Origin of the sequence: Castellaniella denitrificans, assembly GCF_042653765.1 — a bacterium.
Lineage (GTDB): Bacteria > Pseudomonadota > Gammaproteobacteria > Burkholderiales > Burkholderiaceae_B > Castellaniella > Castellaniella denitrificans.
Genome location: NZ_JBHSEZ010000028.1, coordinates 1 through 17220 on the forward strand (window position 1 = coordinate 1; position 17220 = coordinate 17220).

At 70.2% G+C, this 17220-nt stretch carries 17 protein-coding genes; 7 read left to right on the forward strand and 10 right to left on the reverse strand.

The genetic code is table 11. The features are described 5' to 3' along the window. Positions 1 to 195 precede the first annotated feature (195 nt). The 3 genes from ACFO27_RS12170 to ACFO27_RS12180 are packed head-to-tail and all read left to right on the forward strand — an operon-like array spanning position 196 to position 3867. Positions 196 to 870, forward strand: coding sequence for a response regulator (locus tag ACFO27_RS12170; RefSeq protein ID WP_376817563.1), 675 nt, complete (start codon positions 196 to 198; stop codon positions 868 to 870). Between the two features lie 7 nt (positions 871 to 877). After that, positions 878 to 1984: a sensor histidine kinase gene (locus tag ACFO27_RS12175; protein WP_376817564.1), complete on the forward strand. Its 1107-nt coding sequence runs from the start codon at positions 878 to 880 to the stop codon at positions 1982 to 1984. 8 nt (positions 1985 to 1992) lie between these two features. Continuing rightward, the gene (locus tag ACFO27_RS12180; protein ID WP_376817565.1) at positions 1993 to 3867 is read left to right on the forward strand and encodes a potassium transporter Kup; all 1875 of its coding nucleotides are present in this window, start codon (positions 1993 to 1995) and stop codon (positions 3865 to 3867) included. Here the strand turns inward: ACFO27_RS12180 and ACFO27_RS12185 are convergent, their stop codons facing one another. The 7 genes from ACFO27_RS12185 to ACFO27_RS12215 form a co-directional block, all read right to left on the reverse strand. Next, positions 3868 to 4275: a hypothetical protein gene (locus ACFO27_RS12185; RefSeq protein WP_376817566.1), complete on the reverse strand. Its 408-nt coding sequence runs from the start codon at positions 4273 to 4275 to the stop codon at positions 3868 to 3870. Positions 4276 to 4417: 142 nt separating this feature from the next. Continuing rightward, complete coding sequence (gene mnhG, locus ACFO27_RS12190) at positions 4418 to 4741, reverse strand: monovalent cation/H(+) antiporter subunit G (protein WP_376817567.1); 324 nt, start codon at positions 4739 to 4741, stop codon at positions 4418 to 4420. Then, entirely contained in the window at positions 4738 to 5022 is a 285-nt protein-coding gene (locus ACFO27_RS12195) for a K+/H+ antiporter subunit F (RefSeq protein ID WP_323025804.1), read from the reverse strand. The genes mnhG and ACFO27_RS12195 overlap by 4 nt, the downstream gene beginning before the upstream one ends. After that, positions 5019 to 5507, reverse strand: coding sequence for a Na+/H+ antiporter subunit E (locus ACFO27_RS12200; protein WP_376817568.1), 489 nt, complete (start codon positions 5505 to 5507; stop codon positions 5019 to 5021). The genes ACFO27_RS12195 and ACFO27_RS12200 overlap by 4 nt, the downstream gene beginning before the upstream one ends. Continuing rightward, complete coding sequence (locus ACFO27_RS12205) at positions 5504 to 7153, reverse strand: monovalent cation/H+ antiporter subunit D (protein WP_376817569.1); 1650 nt, start codon at positions 7151 to 7153, stop codon at positions 5504 to 5506. The genes ACFO27_RS12200 and ACFO27_RS12205 overlap by 4 nt, the downstream gene beginning before the upstream one ends. Beyond that, a complete protein-coding gene (locus tag ACFO27_RS12210; protein ID WP_323025807.1) occupies positions 7150 to 7491 on the reverse strand; it encodes a Na+/H+ antiporter subunit C in 342 nt (113 codons plus the stop codon). Before ACFO27_RS12210 ends, ACFO27_RS12205 begins: the two co-directional genes overlap by 4 nt. A 2-nt stretch (positions 7492 to 7493) precedes the next feature. After that, positions 7494 to 10391 (reverse strand): monovalent cation/H+ antiporter subunit A, encoded by a 2898-nt coding sequence (locus tag ACFO27_RS12215; protein WP_376817570.1) that lies wholly within the window; start codon positions 10389 to 10391, stop codon positions 7494 to 7496. Between the two features lie 248 nt (positions 10392 to 10639). Here ACFO27_RS12215 and hemN point away from each other — a divergent pair, with 248 nt between their 5' ends. Next, positions 10640 to 12070, forward strand: a complete 1431-nt coding sequence (gene hemN, locus ACFO27_RS12220) for an oxygen-independent coproporphyrinogen III oxidase (RefSeq protein ID WP_323025809.1) — start codon at positions 10640 to 10642, stop codon at positions 12068 to 12070. Here hemN and ACFO27_RS12225 read toward each other — a convergent pair. Further along, on the reverse strand, positions 12052 to 12477 hold the full coding sequence (locus tag ACFO27_RS12225; protein ID WP_376817571.1) for a YbaN family protein: 426 nt from the start codon (positions 12475 to 12477) through the stop codon (positions 12052 to 12054). The genes hemN and ACFO27_RS12225 overlap by 19 nt on opposite strands. A gap of 69 nt (positions 12478 to 12546) precedes the next feature. Between ACFO27_RS12225 and ACFO27_RS12230 the strand changes: the two genes are divergently transcribed. Next, on the forward strand, positions 12547 to 13206 hold the full coding sequence (locus ACFO27_RS12230) for a Crp/Fnr family transcriptional regulator (RefSeq protein WP_323025811.1): 660 nt from the start codon (positions 12547 to 12549) through the stop codon (positions 13204 to 13206). Positions 13207 to 13289: 83 nt separating this feature from the next. Here ACFO27_RS12230 and ACFO27_RS12235 read toward each other — a convergent pair whose 3' ends face one another. After that, entirely contained in the window at positions 13290 to 14630 is a 1341-nt protein-coding gene (locus tag ACFO27_RS12235) for a hypothetical protein (RefSeq protein WP_376817572.1), read from the reverse strand. Between the two features lie 4 nt (positions 14631 to 14634). Next, positions 14635 to 14862, reverse strand: a complete 228-nt coding sequence (locus ACFO27_RS12240; RefSeq protein WP_376817573.1) for a DUF2249 domain-containing protein — start codon at positions 14860 to 14862, stop codon at positions 14635 to 14637. A 266-nt stretch (positions 14863 to 15128) separates the two neighbouring features. Between ACFO27_RS12240 and ubiU the strand changes: the two genes are divergently transcribed. Both ubiU and ubiV read left to right on the forward strand, forming a co-directional pair. Beyond that, positions 15129 to 16184: a ubiquinone anaerobic biosynthesis protein UbiU gene (ubiU, locus tag ACFO27_RS12245; protein WP_376817574.1), complete on the forward strand. Its 1056-nt coding sequence runs from the start codon at positions 15129 to 15131 to the stop codon at positions 16182 to 16184. 77 nt (positions 16185 to 16261) lie between these two features. After that, positions 16262 to 17215, forward strand: coding sequence for a ubiquinone anaerobic biosynthesis protein UbiV (gene ubiV / locus ACFO27_RS12250; protein ID WP_376817575.1), 954 nt, complete (start codon positions 16262 to 16264; stop codon positions 17213 to 17215). Positions 17216 to 17220 lie beyond the last annotated feature (5 nt).

A 17220-nucleotide genomic window follows, 5' to 3' on the forward strand; every position in this document is an offset into this window, starting at 1 on the left:
GCCGTCGCCCGCCTCGCCCGCGCCCGCCGCGCCGTCGCCGGCTCCCGCCGCGTCCGCGCAGCCGTCCGCACCGTCGCCCGCCGCGCCGCCCGCCGCCGCGAACGGCGGTTGAGGGCGTTCAAGCAATCGTCAACTATGTAACACAGGCTCTTCAGCGGTGACGCGGCGTGACCGCTTCAGGCTAGAATCACCGTCATGAGAGTCCTGGTCATCGAAGACGACGCCACCCTCGGCCACGCCCTGCAGGAATTCCTGGGCGGCCAGGGCTATGCCGTCGATTGGTTGCAGTCCGGCGACCGCGTCGAAGGCGCGCTCGCCGGCCAGATCTACGATTTGCTGCTGCTGGACCTGAACCTGCCCGGCCTGAGCGGCCTGGAAGTCCTGCGGCGGCTGCGCGAAGGCGGTTCCCAGGTGCCGGTGCTGATCCTCACGGCGCGCGACGGTCTGGACGACCGGGTCGCGGGCCTGGACGCCGGCGCCGACGACTACGTCACCAAGCCCTTCGAACTGCCCGAACTGGCCGCCCGGGTGCGGGCGCTCGCCCGCCGGCGCGCGGGCCAGGCCCAGACCATCCTGGAATGCGGCCCCCTGTCCTTCGACACCGTGGGCCGCCAGATCCGGGTGGACGGCAAGCGCCTGGCGCTGTCCGTGCGCGAACTGTCCGTGCTGGAAATGCTGATGGCCCGGCCCGGCCGGGTGGTGACCAAGCAGCAGATCGTCAATTCCCTGTCCGCCTGGGACGCCGATTTCAGCGAGAACGCGGTCGAAGTCTATGTCTACCGCCTGCGCAAGCGGCTCGACGGCACCGGGACCAGCATCCAGACGGTGCGCGGCTTCGGCTACCTGCTCGACGTCGACCGTGCCGCCTGAGTCTCCCATGTCCGGCCCGCGCTCCGATCGCGCGCCGGGCCTGGTCGAGCGCCTGGTGCCCCGGGATTCGCTCGCCCGCCGCCTGGTGCGCCGGCTGTTGCCGGCCTTTTTCATCCTGGTGGCCATCGACCTGCTGGCCACCTGGTTCATGACCGGCGTGATCCGTCCCCAGCCCTGGCTGCTGCGCGATCTGTTCTGGGCCATGATGCTGACCCAGGGCCTGCTGGTGGCGCTGTTCGTCTGGGTGCTGATTTCCGGCATCCGCTCCGAACTGGCCTCCATCAACCGCCTGGCCGACGACATCCGCCAGCGTTCCATCGAGGACCTGCAGCCGCTCGACCTGGCCGGCCTGCCCAGCGAGATCGCGCCCCTGGTCCTGCATTTCAACGACCTGCTCGTGCGGCTGGACGATTCCGTCCAGGCCCAGCGCCGCTTCATCGGCCATGCGGCGCACCAGCTGCGCACCCCCCTGGCCGGCCTGAAGGTCGAATCCGAGCTCATGCTCGGCCAGGATCTGCCCGAGGACATCCGCGTGCGCGCCGGGCGCATCAAGTCCGTGACCGACCACATGATCCGCATGGGCCAGCAGTTGCTGGTGCTGGCGCGCGCCGAGCACGCGGCCCGGCCCCGGGACGGCTTCGTGCGCCTGGACCTGTGCGAATGGATGCGCCAGGCGGGCGCGGAATGGCTGGGCCGCGCGCGCGACCGGTCCGTCGACCTGCAACTGGTGGCGCCCGACGCCGCGGTCTGGGTGGACGGCGATCCGGTGCTGCTGGGGGAACTGCTGGGCAACCTGATCGACAACGCCCTGCGCTACGGCCAGGGGGCGAGCCGCATCGTGTTGCGCGTCATGGCCAATCCTCCCTCGTTTTCCGTCGAGGACGACGGCGCCGGCATCCGGGCCGAAGACCTGGACCGCGTCTTCGAAGCGTTCTACCGCGCGGCCGACGCGGGCCAGGGCGGCTCCGGCCTGGGGCTGGCCATCGTGCGCGAGATCGCGCGCGCCCACGGCGCCTGGTGGAAGGTCGCCAGCCGGCCCGCGTTTCCCGGCACGCGGGTTTCCCTCGTTTTCCCCGGCCCCCGGCTGGGCGCCTGCCTCACGCGGGCTGAATAGCACATGGTATGGACATGCAGAAAGACAATCCGCGGGCGGCTTTGCTGATCGGCGCCCTGGGCGTCGTCTACGGGGACATCGGCACCAGCCCGCTGTACACCATGAAGGTCGCGCTGTCGGGCGCGGGCCGGCCGGACGTCGAGCACATCCTCGGGGTGCTGTCGATCCTGTTCTGGATGCTGATCCTGGTGGTGTCGCTGAAGTACGTGACCTGCATCCTGCGCGCCGACAACCGGGGCGAGGGCGGCACGCTGGCGCTGATGGAGCTCGCCCTGCGCGGCCGCTCCGGCGCGGCCCGCTGGCGCCTGGCCCTGCTGGGGCTGATCGGCGCCAGCCTGTTCTACGGCGACAGCATGATCACCCCCGCGATCTCCGTCCTGTCCGCGGTCGAAGGCATCGGCATCGTCTCGCACCGGCTGGATGCCTGGGTGGTGCCGATCGCGGTGGTCGTGCTGCTGGCCCTGTTCATGTTCCAGTCGCGCGGCACCGGCACCGTGGGCAAGCTCTTCGGCCCGGTGATGCTGTGCTGGTTCCTGGTGCTGGGCGGGCTGGGCGCCTGGCGGATCCTCGGCCAGCCCGAGGTCCTGCGGGCCGTCAACCCGGTCTGGGCCCTGCGCTTCATCGGCGACGCCCCCTGGGAGACCTTCCTGGCTCTGGGCGCGCTGGTCCTGGCGCTGACCGGGGCCGAGGCGCTGTACGCCGACATGGGGCATTTCGGCGGCTCGGTCATCCGCCGCGCCTGGTTCGCCGTGGTGCTGCCGGCGCTGTTCCTGTGCTATTTCGGCCAGGGGGCGCTGCTGCTCAGCGACCCGGAGGCCATCCGCAATCCCTTCTTCCTGCTGGCGCCCGACTGGGGCCTGATCCCGCTGGTGGCGATGGCCACGCTGGCCACGGTGATCGCCTCGCAGTCGGTGATCTCCGGCGCGTTTTCGGTGACGCGCCAGGCCGTGCAGCTGGGCTACTGGCCGCGCATGGTGATCCAGCACACGTCCGCCCGCGAGGAAGGGCAGATCTACCTGCCGCGCGTGAACTGGCTGCTGCTGATCGCGGTGCTGGTGCTGGTGCTGGCGTTCGGCTCGTCCGACCGCCTGGCGCACGCCTACGGCTTCGCCGTCACCGGCACGATGCTGATGACTTCGCTGCTGGCGTTCGCCGTGCTGCCCCGGGATGCGCGGGGTACGCGCCGCCTGGCCTGGCTGGTCCTGATCGCCCTGTTCCTGCTGATCGACGTGCTGCTGTTCGCCTCGAACACCCTCAAGCTGCATGAGGGCGGCTGGCTGCCGCTGGTGGTGGGCATCGGCCTGCTGACGCTGATGGTGACCTGGAAGCAGGGGCGCCAGCGGGTGCACGACACCCTGGCGGGGGACCAGCAGCCGCTGGCCAGCTTCATGGAATCACTGGAGGCCTATCCGCCGACCCGCGTGCCGGGCACGGCGGTGTTCATGAGCATGATCGTCGGCACGGTGCCGCCCGCGCTGCTGCACAATTTGAAACACAACAAGGTGCTGCACGAACAGGCGCTGTTCCTGACGATCGAGGTCGCCGACGTGCCCTACGTGCCCTTCGGCGAGCGGCTGCGGGTCGAGCGGGTCAGCCGCAGCAGCTGGCAGGCCGTGGCCCGCTGGGGCTTCAAGCAGGAACCGAACGTGCCCCAGGTCGTGGAACAGATCGGCCAGGAAGTCCCGGAGCTGAACCTGGATCCCATGCAGACCTCGTATTTCCTGTCGCGCCAGACCGTGATCGTGGTGCGCCGGCTGCCGTGGTACCAGAGCTGGCGGCGGCATCTGTTCGCCTTCATGGCGCGCAATGCCAGCCGCAGCACCCGGTTCTACAAGATTCCGCCCAATCGCGTGGTGGAGATGGGCATGCAGATGGAGCTTTGATCAGGATCCGGCCGCGGGCGCCGGGATCGTGATCGTGGTTTCGCGCAGCACGCCGCCCGACTGGACCGAGCCCTGCATGCGCGCGTTGGCGTCGTTCATCAGGGTCATGCAGTCCTGGCGCTGGTCGGCGGGCAGGCGGTCGCAGCGTTCGCTGCGGTTGCGCATCTCGGCCTGGGCCGAGGGCTGGGTCAGCGTGTCCTGGCGGGCGGCCTGGGCCGCGGCGCCGGCTTCCCTCAGGCAGGCCTGCACGTCGATGCCCGGAGTGCTGTGACAGCGCGCCACGTCCTGCTGGTACTGGGTTTGCGCCTGCGGACCGGCGGCTTGCGCCCCGGAGGCGAACAGGGCCGCGCAGCCCAGTCCGGCGGCCAGCAGCGCGGTGCGCAGCGGTGTATGTATGGCTCGATGCATGGTGAACACTCCTTGAGAGTGGATCCCGGGCGTTTCCCGGCCCGGTCCAGGGATTCGCGTGCCGTTCATGCGGTCTGCTCGATCCGCGCGAACGGGCCTTGAATCAGTGTACGGGTTTCCCCTAGCGTCAAGTGTGACCAAATCATTCAGGCTCGTCGGCGCGCTTGCGCTGGCGGCGGCGGGCGCTTTGCATCAGCAGGATGGCCGTGACCGGCGCCGTCATGAACAGGAACAGGCAGATCAGCCATTCGTGGACGATCGGCCGGTGCTGCAGCAGGCTGGCGACCACGGTGGCCGCCAGGGCGACGCAGAAGGCGCCCATCGTCATGCCCATGGTCGGGGCGTGCATGCGCTCGCGGAAGCTGCGCAGGCGCAGCAGGCCGAGGGATCCGACCAGGGTCACGATTCCCGCCAGGACGAGCAGCAGGGCCACCGGCACGGCGGCCCACAGGGGCAGTTCGGTCATGGTTCGATCACCTCGCCGCGCAGCAGGAACTTGGCCAGGGCGGACGAGCCGACGAAGCCGAACAGCGCGATCAGCAGGGCCACGTCGAAATACAGGCCGGCCTCGAAGCGCAGGCCCAGCACCAGCAGGATCAGCATGCCGTTGATGTAGAGGGTGTCCAGGGCCAGGACGCGGTCCTCGGCGCCGGGGCCCCGGATCAGGCGGACGGCGGCGCAGCCCAGCCCCAGGGTGAAGCACAGCAGGGCGAAGCCGCCGGCCCAGTACAGTATCGTTGCGCTCATTCGAAGATCTCCATCAGGGGGCGTTCGTAGCGGTCCTGGATGATGCGGGTCAGGCCCTGGGGATCGCTCAGGTCCAGCACGTGCAGGGTCAGCACGTTGCGCTCGGTGTCGTGCCCGGACCAGACGGTGCCGGGCGTGAAGGTGACGATGCAGGCGAGCGCCGCCAGGCCGTGCGGGTCGCGGATGCGCAGCGGGATGTCCAGGAAGCCCGGACGGGCGCCGGCCCGGGGGCCGAGCAGGATGATCCGCCCGACGTCGCGGTTCGAGCGGGCGATGTCGGCGGCCACGTGCCCGGCCAGGCGCAGGGCGACGAGGGGATGCGACAGGCGCGCGCGCACCGGGCGCAGGATCGGCGCCAGCAGGGCGAGCGTCAGGGCGATGGCCGAGCCCAGGACCAGATGGCCCGCCGACAGGCTGTCGTTCAGCACCAGCCAGAGGATCAGCAGCAGGCAGGCCAGCGGCAGGGACTGGAGCAGGCGCTTCATCGCGGGCCTCCGTGCCCGGCGGCCGGGGCGGGGAATGCGTGCGGGCCCCGGCCCAGCACCGCCTCGACGTAGCGGCCCGGCTGATCCAGGTACCAGGCGGTGTCCTCCAGGTAGGCCATCACGGATCCGGCCCGCGCCGTCAGCAGGACGCAGGCCGACAGCAGCACCAGGATGGGGATGGCCTCGTTCAGCCGCAGGGTCGGAACGTGCAGGTCCTCCGGCACCCAGAACAGGCGCACGCCGCAGCGTCCCAGGGCGATCAGGCCGGCCACGCCGGAAGACAGCATGGCCGCCACCAGCAGCCAGACGTTGACGGTGGGGGCGCCGTACTCGGCGGTGCGCAGCGCGGCCGACAGCAGCGAGAATTTCGCCACGAAGCCCGACAGCGGCGGCAGGCCGATGATCAGCAGGGCGCAGGCGAAGAAGCTCAGGCCCAGGAAGGCCATGGTGGCTGGCAGCGGCACGCCCACCGCCTGGCCGCTCAGGTCGGCGGCGTCGGGGTCGTCGCTTTCGAAGGCTTCCTGGGTGATGGCCAGCATGTCCGCGCCGAAGGTCTGGCTGCGTTCGGTCAGTTCCAGCAGCAGGAACAGGGCGCCCAGCGCCAGGACCGAGCTGAGCAGGTAGTACAGGGCCGGGCCGGTGAGGGTGGCGCCGGGCATGCCCAGGGCGGCGAACAGCGTGCCCGAGGACGTGATGATGGCGTAGGCGGCGATGCGCCGCGCCTGGGTGCTGGCCAGCATGCCCAGGGTGCCGAAGGCCAGGGTGGCGATCCCGGCGGGGAACATCCAGGCGCCGCCGAAGGCGGCCGGGGCGCCGGCCGGCAGCAGCAGGGAGCCGATGCGCAGCAGGGCGTAGATGCCGACCTTGGTCATGATGGCGAACAGCGCGGCCACCGGGGCGGCGGCCTCGGAATAGGTGTTCGGCAGCCAGAAGTTCAGCGGCCAGGCGGCGGCCTTGATCAGGAAGGCGACCCCCAGGATCGCCGCCGCGCTGTCGAAGAGCTGCCGGTCCGCGCCGTGCAGGGCCAGGGCGCGCACCGACAGGTCGGCCAGGTTCAGCGTGCCGGTGAGGCCGTAGATCAGGGCGATGGCCACCAGCAGCAGGAAGGACGCGATCAGGTTGACGGCGATGTAGTGCAGGGCGGCGCCGACCCGGCGCTTGCCCGAGCCGTGCAGCATCAGGCCGTAGGACGCGGTCAGCAGGATCTCGAAGAAGACGAACAGGTTGAACAGGTCGCCGGCCAGGAAGGCGCCGTTCAGGCCCATCATGATCAGCAGGAACAGGGGATGGAAGTGGCTGCCGGCCCGGTCCCAGCGGGCCGTGGCGTAGATCCAGGCGCACAGGCCCAGCACCGCCGTCAGGCCCAGCATCAGCGCGGCCAGGCGGTCGGCCACCAGCACGATGCCGAAGGGCGCGGGCCAGTTGCCCAGCAGGTAGACGCCGATGCCGTCGGGCCAGTGCGGCGCGCCGATGCCCTGGGTGGCGCGCACCAGCATCAGGGCGGCCAGCGCCATCAGGCCGAGCGCGACCGCGCCCAGGGCCACGCGCAGCCGCCGCTGGCTGTCGCGGGTGAGCAGCATCAGCGCCGCCGCGAGCAGGGGGATCAGGACCGGCAGGACCGGCAGGTGCTGCAGCCAGAAATTCATGGGCGGTGTTCCTCGCCGTCCACGTGGTCGGTGTCGCTCATCCCGCGCGAGGCCAGCAGCACCACCAGGAACAGCGCCGTGGTGGCGAAGCCGATGACGATGGCGGTCAGCACCAGCGCCTGGGGCAGGGGGTCGGCGTAGCGCGCCGGATCGGCCCAGGCGGGGTCGATGACCGGCGGGGCGTCCACCCGCAGCCGCCCCATGGCGAAGATGAACAGGTTGACCGCGTAGCCCAGCAGCGCCAGGCCCATGATGAACTGGAAGGTGCGCGGCCGCAGCAGCAGCCAGACCCCCGAACCCGCGAGCACGCCGATCGCCAGCGCCAGTATCCATTCCATGGTCAGGTCTCCAGGGCGGTGTCCGCCGCCTCGGTGAGCTTGCGGTAGAAGCGCAGGGATTGGTGCGCCAGGGCGATGATCATCAGGACCGTCGCGCCCACCACCAGCATGTACACGCCCAGGTCGAACAGCAGCACGCTGGACAGGTGCAGGGTGCCGACCAGGGGCAGGGCCAGGTCCAGCGCATGGGCGGCGAGCAGGGGCTTGCCGGCCCACCACACCGCCATGGCGGCGGCGCCGGCCACCAGCAGGCCCAGGGCGATCCAGGCCTGCGGGCGGATCAGGGGCCGGGCCTCGACCCAGAGGATGCCGCCCACCAGGTATTGCAGGATGATGCCGGTGGCCATGATCAGTCCGCCGATGAAGCCGCCGCCCGGCAGGTTGTGGCCGCGCAGCAGGAAGTACAGCGAGATCAGGGTGGAGACCGGCAGCAGCAGCCGCACCAGGACGGCGGGGACGCGCATCGTGCCTTCGGGCAGCGGCGCCTGCAGGTCGGGTTCCTCGAAGGCGGCGGGCGCGCCGCCGCGGTGGCGCAGCGGCGCGGCGATGGTCTCGGCCGGCGGGCGGAAGCGCCGCAGCAGCGCGTAGACGCTGAGGGCCACCACCCCCAGCACGGTGATTTCGCCGAAGGTGTCGAAGGCGCGGAAGTCGACCAGGATCACGTTGACCACGTTGGCGCCGCCGCCCAGGGGCCAGGCCTGCTGGACGAAATAGGCGGAGATGCTGTCGTGCGCCGAGGGCCGCGTCATCATGACGTAGGCCAGGACCGCCATCATGGCGCCCGCGGACAGGGCCACCAGGAAGTCGCGCCGCCGGCGCCAGCGCGTCGTCCTGGGGGTGGGGCCGGGGAATTCCTCGATCCGGGGCGGCAGCCAGCGCAGTCCCAGCAGGATGAGCACGGTGGTGACGACCTCGACCGCGAGCTGGGTCAGGGCCAGGTCGGGGGCCGACAGCCAGGCGAAGGTGACGCAGGTGACCAGGCCGGCCGCGCCGGCCAGCATCAGCGAGGCGGCGCGGTGGTATTTGGCCTGGTAGGCCGCGGCCAGGGCGCAGGCGCCGCCCGCCAGCCACATCAGCCCGAAGGACCATTGCGCCGGGGTGGCGGCGGCGGCGCGCGGCCACCAGCCGCCCGGCAGCAGCGGCAGCAGCGCCACCGCGCCGGTGGCCACCACCAGCAGCAGCGCCTGGGGCTGCAGCCGCTGGGTCTGCAGCCGGGCCAGCAGCAGGGCCGAGCCGGCGTCGATGGCCTCGAGGAGGGCCTCGAACGACTGGCGTCCGTCCAGGCGGTAGATCAGCGGCACCTGGCCCGGCGTGCGGCGGTCGCGCTCGCGCAGCGCCAGGTACAGGCCGATGCCAGCGACCATGGCGACCAGGCTCATGAGCAAGGGCAGGTTCAGGCCGTGCCAGAGCTGCAGGTCGTAGGCCGGGACGCGGTCGCCCAGCAGGGCGCGCATGACCATCGTCAGGACGGGTTCCAGGAACAGGCCGGGCAGGATGCCCACGGCCAGGCAGAACAGCACCAGCACCGCGCAGGGGATCAGCATCATGCGGGGCGGATCGTGCGGCGTGCGCGGCAGGTCCGTCGCCGGCGGGCCGAAGAATACCTGCAGGATGAAGCGCAGCGAATACGCCACGCTGAAGGCGCCGGCCACCACGGCGGCGGTCGGCAGGCCCCAGCGGCTGGCCCAATGGCCGGTGACGAAGACGGTTTCCGCGAAGAACATTTCCTTCGAGATGAAGCCGTTGAGCAGGGGCACGCCCGCCATGGCGGCGGCCGACACCATGGCCAGCGTCGCGGTCAGCGGCATCAGGGTCCGCAGGCCGGACAGGCGGGTCAGGTCGCGGGTGCCGCTTTCGTGGTCGACGATCCCGGCGGCCATGAAGAGGGACGCCTTGAAGGTGGCGTGATTGATGATGTGGAAGACGGCGGCCACCAGGGCCAGGCGGCTGTTCATGCCCAGCAGCAGCGTGATCAGGCCCAGGTGGCTGATGGTGGAATAGGCCAGCACGCCCTTCATGTCGCGCTGGAAGGTGGCGGCGTAGGCGCCCAGCAGCAGCGAGCACAGGCCCGCGCCGCCGATGATCCAGGTCCACCAGTCGGTGCCCGAGAAGATCGGCCAGAAGCGCGCCAGCAGGAAGACGCCCGCCTTCACCATGGTGGCCGAGTGCAGGTAGGCCGACACCGGCGTGGGCGCCGCCATGGCGTTGGGCAGCCAGAAATGGAAGGGGAACTGGGCGCTCTTGGTCAGGGCGCCCAGGGCCAGTAGCACCAGCAGGATCGGATACCAGCGGTGGCCCCGGATCGCCGTGGCGGCCGCGAGCACCGCGTCCAGGTCGTAGCTGCCGACGATGTGGCCGATGATGAGCATGCTGGCCAGCAGGCAGAAGCCGCCGGTGCCGGTCACCAGCAGGGCCATGCGCGCGCCGCGGCGGGCGTCCATGCGGTGATGCCAGTAGCCGATCAGCATGAACGAGGACAGGCTGGTCAGTTCCCAGAACACCAGCAGCTGGATCAGATTGCCGGCCAGCACCACGCCCAGCATGGCGCCCATGAAACTGAGCAGGAAGGTGAAGAACCGGGGGACCGGATCCTGGGCCGACAGGTAGTAGTGGGCGTACAGGGCGATCAGGGCGCCCATGGCCGAGATGATCACGGAGAACAGCCACGCGTAGCCGTCCATGCGCAGGGTCAGGTCCACCCCCAGGGTCGGGATCCAGGGCAGGCTGAGCTTGACGACGCCCGAAGCGGCGACCTCGGGAGTGAGCCACAGCGTCAGGATCAGGCAGGCCAGCGCGCTGCCGCCCGCCAGCCAGGCCCCCGTGCGGCGCGCGGTCGCGGGCAGCAGCGAGGCGCACAGGCTGCCGGCAAACGGGATCGCGAGGATCAGGGTCAGGAGCATGGAGTGGATGATACGGGAATCGGGGAAGCGCGGCCCGCCGGGCCTTTCCGGGCGGGATGGCCGGCGCGTGCGACCGGCCGGGCGCATCCGCCTGGAAGTCCCTCAATGATACGCGAAGACGAGGGCTTGACTTGAGTCAAGCCGGATGGGCGATTTTTGCCGGAGACTATGTTGAAATGTAGAACAATGCCGCCTGAAGCACCGGTCCCCTCGGTTTCCGGCGCGGCCTTGTCGCAGGAGCTTGCCGCATGACGACCCAAGAAACGCCCGCGATGGTCTCCGATCCGGAGACCATCGCCTTTCCCGACCTGGAGATCTCGGAAGCGCTGATCCGCCGCTTCGACCAGTCCGGCCCGCGCTACACCTCATACCCGACCGCCGACCGCTTCCAGCAGGATTACCCGGCCTCGGCCTACATCGCGCGCCTGCAGGCGCGGGCCGCGGCCGAGCAGGCGCCGCCCCTGTCGGTCTACGTGCACCTGCCGTTCTGCGAATCGCTGTGCTATTTCTGCGCCTGCAACAAGATCATCACCCAGGATCACAGCCGCTCGGCCGAATACCTGGACATCCTGTACCGGGAAATGGACCAGGTCGGCCCGCTCCTGGGCCGCCACAACCGCGCGGTGCAACTGCACCTGGGGGGCGGCACGCCCACCTTCCTGAGCGCGGACGAGCTGACCGCGCTCATGGACCGGATCCGGCGCCACGTCGAGTTCGCCCCCGACGCCGAACTGGGCGTGGAAATCGATCCGCGTACCGTCCGGCCCGCGTCGCTCGCCATGCTGGCGGGGCTGGGCTTCAACCGCACCAGCTTCGGCGTCCAGGACTTCGATCCGCTGGTCCAGGCGGCGGTCAACCGCATCCAGCCCTACGACATGGTGCGCACGGCCCTGCAGGCCAGCCGGGACAACGGCTTCCAGTCCATCAACGCCGACCTGATCTACGGCCTGCCCAAGCAGACGCTGGACAGCTTCAGCCGCACCCTGGATCAACTGATCGAACTGTCCCCCGACCGCATCGCCCTCTACAACTACGCCCACCTGCCCGACCGCTTCAAGGCCCAGCGCCTGATCCACGCGGAAGACCTGCCCAGCGCCGACACGCGCATGGGGATCTTCCTGATGTCGGTGCGCCGCCTCCTGGCGGCCGGCTACGTCTACATCGGGCTGGACCATTTCGCCAAGCCCGACGACGAGCTGAACCAGGCGCGCCTGAACCAGAGCCTGCACCGCAATTTCCAGGGCTACACCACCCGCGCGGAATGCGACCTGGTGGGCTTCGGCATTTCCGCGATCGGCAAGATCGGCGACGCCTACATCCAGAACCACCATTCCCTGAACGCCTACCGCGACCGTCTCGAGCGCGGCGAACTGCCCACGGCCAAGGGTTTCGACCTGAGCCCGGAAGACGCCCTGCGCCGGGAAGTCATCATGACCGTCATGTGCAGCATGCCGCTGGATTTCGCCGCCTTCCAGGCGCGCCACGGCCGCTCCTTCGAGTCCTGTTTCCAGGAGGAACTGGACCGCCTGCGCCCGTATGCGGACGCCGGCTTGCTGGAACTGGATGCCCGCGGACTGCGGGTGCTGCCCAAGGGCCGCGTGTTCGTGCGCGCCCTGGCGATGGTGTTCGACCAGTATGTGCGCCGCCCCCGGGTGGCGACCTATTCCCGGCTGATCTGATCGGGGCCGGGCCGGTCGGGGCCGGCCGGCGTGCCGCCGGCTTCGCCGCCCGGCCGGGTGGGCAGGCGCCACAGGTAGATCGTGACGCCGATGCCCGGGATCAGCAGGAGCCAGCGCGCCCAGGGCACCGGCATGATCCATGCCGACAGGGCCAGCGAGGGCCACATCAGGGCCAGCGCGATGCATTTGCTGCGCAAGGGGATCCCGCGCCCCGCCTGAAAGTCGCGGATGTACGGACCGAGGATGCGATGGGACATCAACCAGGCATGCATGCGCGCAGAGCCGCGCAGGAAGCAGAAAGCCGCCAGCAGCAGGAACGGGGTGGTGGGCAGCAGGGGCAGGAAGATGCCCAGCACGCCCAGGGCCAGGGCCACGAACCCCAGGAGGGTAAAGAGGGCGCGGATCATCGTACCGGGGATTCTATCAATCCGTGGCGCCTGCGGGGCGGCGGGGACGACCGCTCGCGCCACGCTAGGATGCGCGACCTGCTGTCCCAGGTGCCGCTGTTCAACGAACTGCCGCCGCAGGACCTGGACCCCATCGCCCGGGGCACCAGCGAGATCAGCGCCGTGCGCGGGGACATCATCTTCCGCCGCGGCGACCCGTGCGTGGGATTCCACGTGGTGGTCTACGGACAGGTGAAGCTGCTGTTCGTCTCGAATTCGGGGGTGGAGCGCGTCGTGCGCCTGATCGGACCGGGCGACGGGTTCGGCGAGGCCCTGATGTTCATGGGCCAGGACTACATCGTCACCGCCGAGGCCCTGCGCGACACCCTGCTGCTGCACGTGGGGCGCGACGCCCTGTTCGACCAGCTGGACCGCAACCCGGGCGTGGCGCGCAAGATGCTGGCCGGCCTGAGCCGGCGCCTGTACAGCCTGATGGGCGACGTCGAGGCCTACACCCTGCATACCGGCGCCCAGCGCCTGATCTCCTACCTGCTGCGCGAGTGGCGCGGCGAGGCCGGCGAGCCCTTCCGCATCGAGATCAGCAAGGCCATCGTCGCTTCGCGCCTGAACCTGACCCCGGAACACTTCTCCCGCATCCTGCGCGAGCTGAGCGACCGCGGCCTGATCCGCGTCCGGGGCCGCGAATACACCATCCTGGACCCCGACGGGCTGAGGAATTACAAGGGATGAGGCAGGACACGAAATGATCCCTGCGGATCATTTCGTGCCTGACGAATCCGAGCGGCGTGCAAGCCGCGAGGTGGAGAGCTGCTTCAAGCGGAGACGGACAGAGCCGCCGCCGCCATCGCCCGCAGCGTCTTGCGGTAGAGCCGCAGCGCCCGGCCGATGTTCCAGGCCAGGCCCGCCGCCGAGACGATCTGCAGCGGGCCGGCCGCCAGGGCCGCCGGCGTCCAGCCGGCCGCCGCCAGCGCCCAGCACACGATGACGGCGACGTGGGCGGCCCATTGCCACCGGGCCGGACGCTCGCCGATGTAGGCGGCCATCTTGGGCAGGACCTTCAGGTAGACGCGGGCCTGGGCCGGATCCCGGTCCGGCACGACCATCGCGTCCTGGGCGTGCTTCCAGAGCAGGAAGGGCACGATCTTGTACAGCATCCCGTTCACCACCGAGCCCAGCACGCCCGCGATCATCACCACGCCCAGCACCAGGCCCGCCCGGGGGGACTGCCCGTGCGTCATCCAGACCCAGAGCGGTGCGCAGGCCAGCAGGCTGAGCATGCCCGCGTACCAGAACAGGGTCGTGGCCTCCGGGGCCGGCCGCTTGCGGGTCCACAGCAGCCGCAGCGTGACGCCGGCCCAGAGCGCGTAGGCGCCGACCAGCAGCAGTTCCGCCGTCTCCCGCATCAGCCGGGGCAGGCCGGTGGAGGCGTCCAGCGCCGTCCAGGCCAGCAGCAGGCCGGGGACGAGCAGCGGCAGCCAGCGCGAGAGGGGCCTGGGATAGAGTTCCGTCACCTGGAAGATGGGCAGCAGCTGGAACGACATGCCCATCAGCAGCAGGCCGCCCCATCCGGCCAGCCCCCACAGCACGTGGCCGTCGATCCAGTCGGGCGGGGCCCATCCCAGGCCCAGGGACAGCGCCAGGACCAGGCCGATCAGCACCGTACAGGACAGGGCGATCAGCGCCCCGCGCACCGGGACGAGGATTTCGCGGGCGCCCTTGTAGACCTGGCGCCGATGCCGCCAGAGCGCCCGCGCCACGGCCGCCAGGTATAGCGCGAAGGCCGGGCCGAGCAGGGCGGCGGCGCCGATCCAGGCCGCCGGCCACCAGCCCAGGAATCCCGCCGCCAGCAGCAGCGTGCCCGCCGTCAGCAGCGCGTGCGTCAGGCCGGCGACCACGCGGGCGGCGCCCACCGGGACGTTGCAGGCCACCGCCAGGATCTGCAGCAGGGCGCCCAGCATGGCGCTGCCCAGGACACCCAGGGTCCACAGGTGGGTGAGGGCCAGGGCGGCGCCGTTCCAGCGCGAGGCGAAGGCCTGCGGCCCGGCCCAGGCGGCCAGCAGGCCGGCCAACAGGGCGAACAGCGGCACATTCAGGAAGAACGGCAGGGGCACGCCCAGGGCGGGCGTCTTGTCGAAATCCAGGGCGCGCTGCATGGTTTTATTTTGCGTCGTACCAGATCGTGACCTGGAAGTGCGTGTCCTCGAAGGTGCAGCAATGCCGGAAGCCGTCGCGGTCCAGGATGGTGTACAGCGGATACGGCTCGCGGTCGATGAGCATGTGCAGGCGCTGGCCGGGGGCCAGGTCGGCCAGGGCTTCCAGGCAGTGCTCCAGCGGCTCGGGGGCGGGCAGCGAGCGTACGTCGAGGGTCAGGTCGGGAGGGGCCATGAGGGTCCGGGAATGGGCGCGCGGCATCGGTGCCGTTACCTTACACGATCCCCGGCCCGGTGTGGGCCAAGACCGTGTCCGAGGTGCTGTTTCCCCTTGGCGCCGGGTCCGGAGGCGGGGGAGGGGAAAGACCCTGCGCCAGGGTCAGGATGCACGCTTCTTGATCCGGATTAAGGTCCGATGCCGTCCGACAGTGCATAGTTTCCGGTATTGCCGAAGCGGGGCCCGGCGGTGCGCCCCGCCACGAAATCCCCTGGATGTCCCCCATGTCAGCCCTCCCCGAATCTCACCGTCCCGGCGTGGTGCCGCGCCACGATCAGTCGGACTTCGAACTCGTCTGTCCCGCGGGCAGCCTGCCCGCCCTCAAGGCCGCCGTGGACGAAGGCGCCGACGCCGTCTACCTGGGCTTTCGCGATGCCACCAACGCGCGCAACTTCGCCGGCCTGAACTTCGACGCCGCCGCCATCGCCGAAGGTATCCGCTACGCCCACGACCGCAAGCGCAAGGTCCTCCTGGCCCTGAACACCTATCCGCAGCCCGATGCCTGGCAACTGTGGCGGGACGCCGTGGACCGTGCGGCCGGCGCCGGCGTGGACGCCGTCATCATGGCCGATCCCGGACTGATGGCCTATGCCCGCGAGCGTCATCCCGGCCTGCGGCTGCACCTGTCGGTGCAGGGCTCCGCCACCAACTACGAGGCCATCCGCTTCTACCACGAACGCTTCGGGGTGGCGCGCGCCGTGCTGCCGCGCGTGCTGTCGGTGGCCCAGGTCCAGCAGGTGTGCGAAAACACCCCGGTCGAGATCGAGGTCTTCGGCTTCGGCAGCCTGTGCGTCATGGCCGAGGGCCGTTGCGCCCTGTCGTCCTATGCCACGGGCGAATCGCCCAACACGCACGGCGTCTGTTCGCCGGCCAAGCACGTGCGCTGGCAGCAGACGGAACGGGGCCTGGAATCGCGCCTGAACGGCGTGCTGATCGACCGCTACGACGACGGCGAGAACGCCGGCTATCCCACCCTGTGCAAAGGCCGCTTCGACGTGGCGGGCGAAAACTACTACGCGCTGGAAGAACCCACCAGCCTCAACACCCTGGAACTGCTGCCCCGGCTGATGGCCATGGGGGTGCGGGCGATCAAGATCGAAGGCCGCCAGCGCAGCCCGGCCTACACCGCCCAGGTCACCCGGGTCTGGCGCCAGGCCATCGACCAGGCCCGCAACAGCCCATCCCGCTATTCGGTGCATCCGTCCTGGATGGCCGAACTGAACAAGGTCGCCGAAGGCCAGCAGCACACGCTGGGCGCCTACCACCGGCCCTGGAAATGATTCCGCGCGGGGCGCCGCGCCCGGCTCCCTCGTCGGAGGCGCGGGCCGCCCCGCCCATTGCGCACAAGGAAACCGTCATGAAAATCGCCCTGGGCCCCTTGCAATACTACTGGCCCCGCGTCACCACCCTGGAGTTCTACGCCGCCGTGTGCGACTGGCCGGTGGACATCGTCTACCTGGGGGAAACCGTCTGTTCGCGCCGTCATGAACTGCGCCTGCCCGACTGGATCGAGATCGCCGACATGCTGGCCGAGGCCGGCAAGACGCCCGTGCTGTCCACCCAGGTCCTGCTGGAATCGGGCAACGACCTGAACACCCTGCGCAAGATCACCGAGAACGAACGCTACGGCGTCGAGGCCAACGACATGGGGGCGGTGCAGCAGATGAAGGGCAGGCCCTTCGTCGCCGGCCCGTTCCTGAACATCTACAGCAAGCCGACCCTGGACGTGATCGCCGGCCAGGGCGCGATCCGCTGGGTCATGCCGCTGGAAATGGGCCGCGCCGGCCTGGAGCAGCTGCAGCGGGACCGGCCCGCCGGCCTGCAGACCGAGGTCTTCGCCTACGGCCGCATGCCCCTGGCCTTCTCCGCCCGCTGCTTCACGGCCCGCAACCGCAATTTCCCCAAGGACAACTGCCAGTACGTCTGCATGGACCACCCGGACGGCCTGCTGCTCGAAACCAAGGAATCCCAGGCCTTCCTGACGATCAACGGCATCCAGACCCAGTCGGCGCTGGTCCATACGCTGATCCACGCGCTGGACGAACTGCGCGGCCTGGGCGTGGACGTGGTGCGGCTGAGTCCCCAGTCGCAGCACATGGACCAGGTCGTCGCGGCCTTCCGCGCCGTGCTCGACGGCCGCGAGACGGCCGACGAGGCGCACCGGCGCCTGGTGCCGCTGATGCCGGCCGGCCCCTGCAACGGCTACTGGCATGGCCGCGCGGGCCTGGACATGGTCCTGCCCGGCGAAGTCGTCGTGTCGCAGGCCCCGGATGCGCGCACGCCGGGGGTCAAGGCGCGCAGCGCCGCCTGACGCCC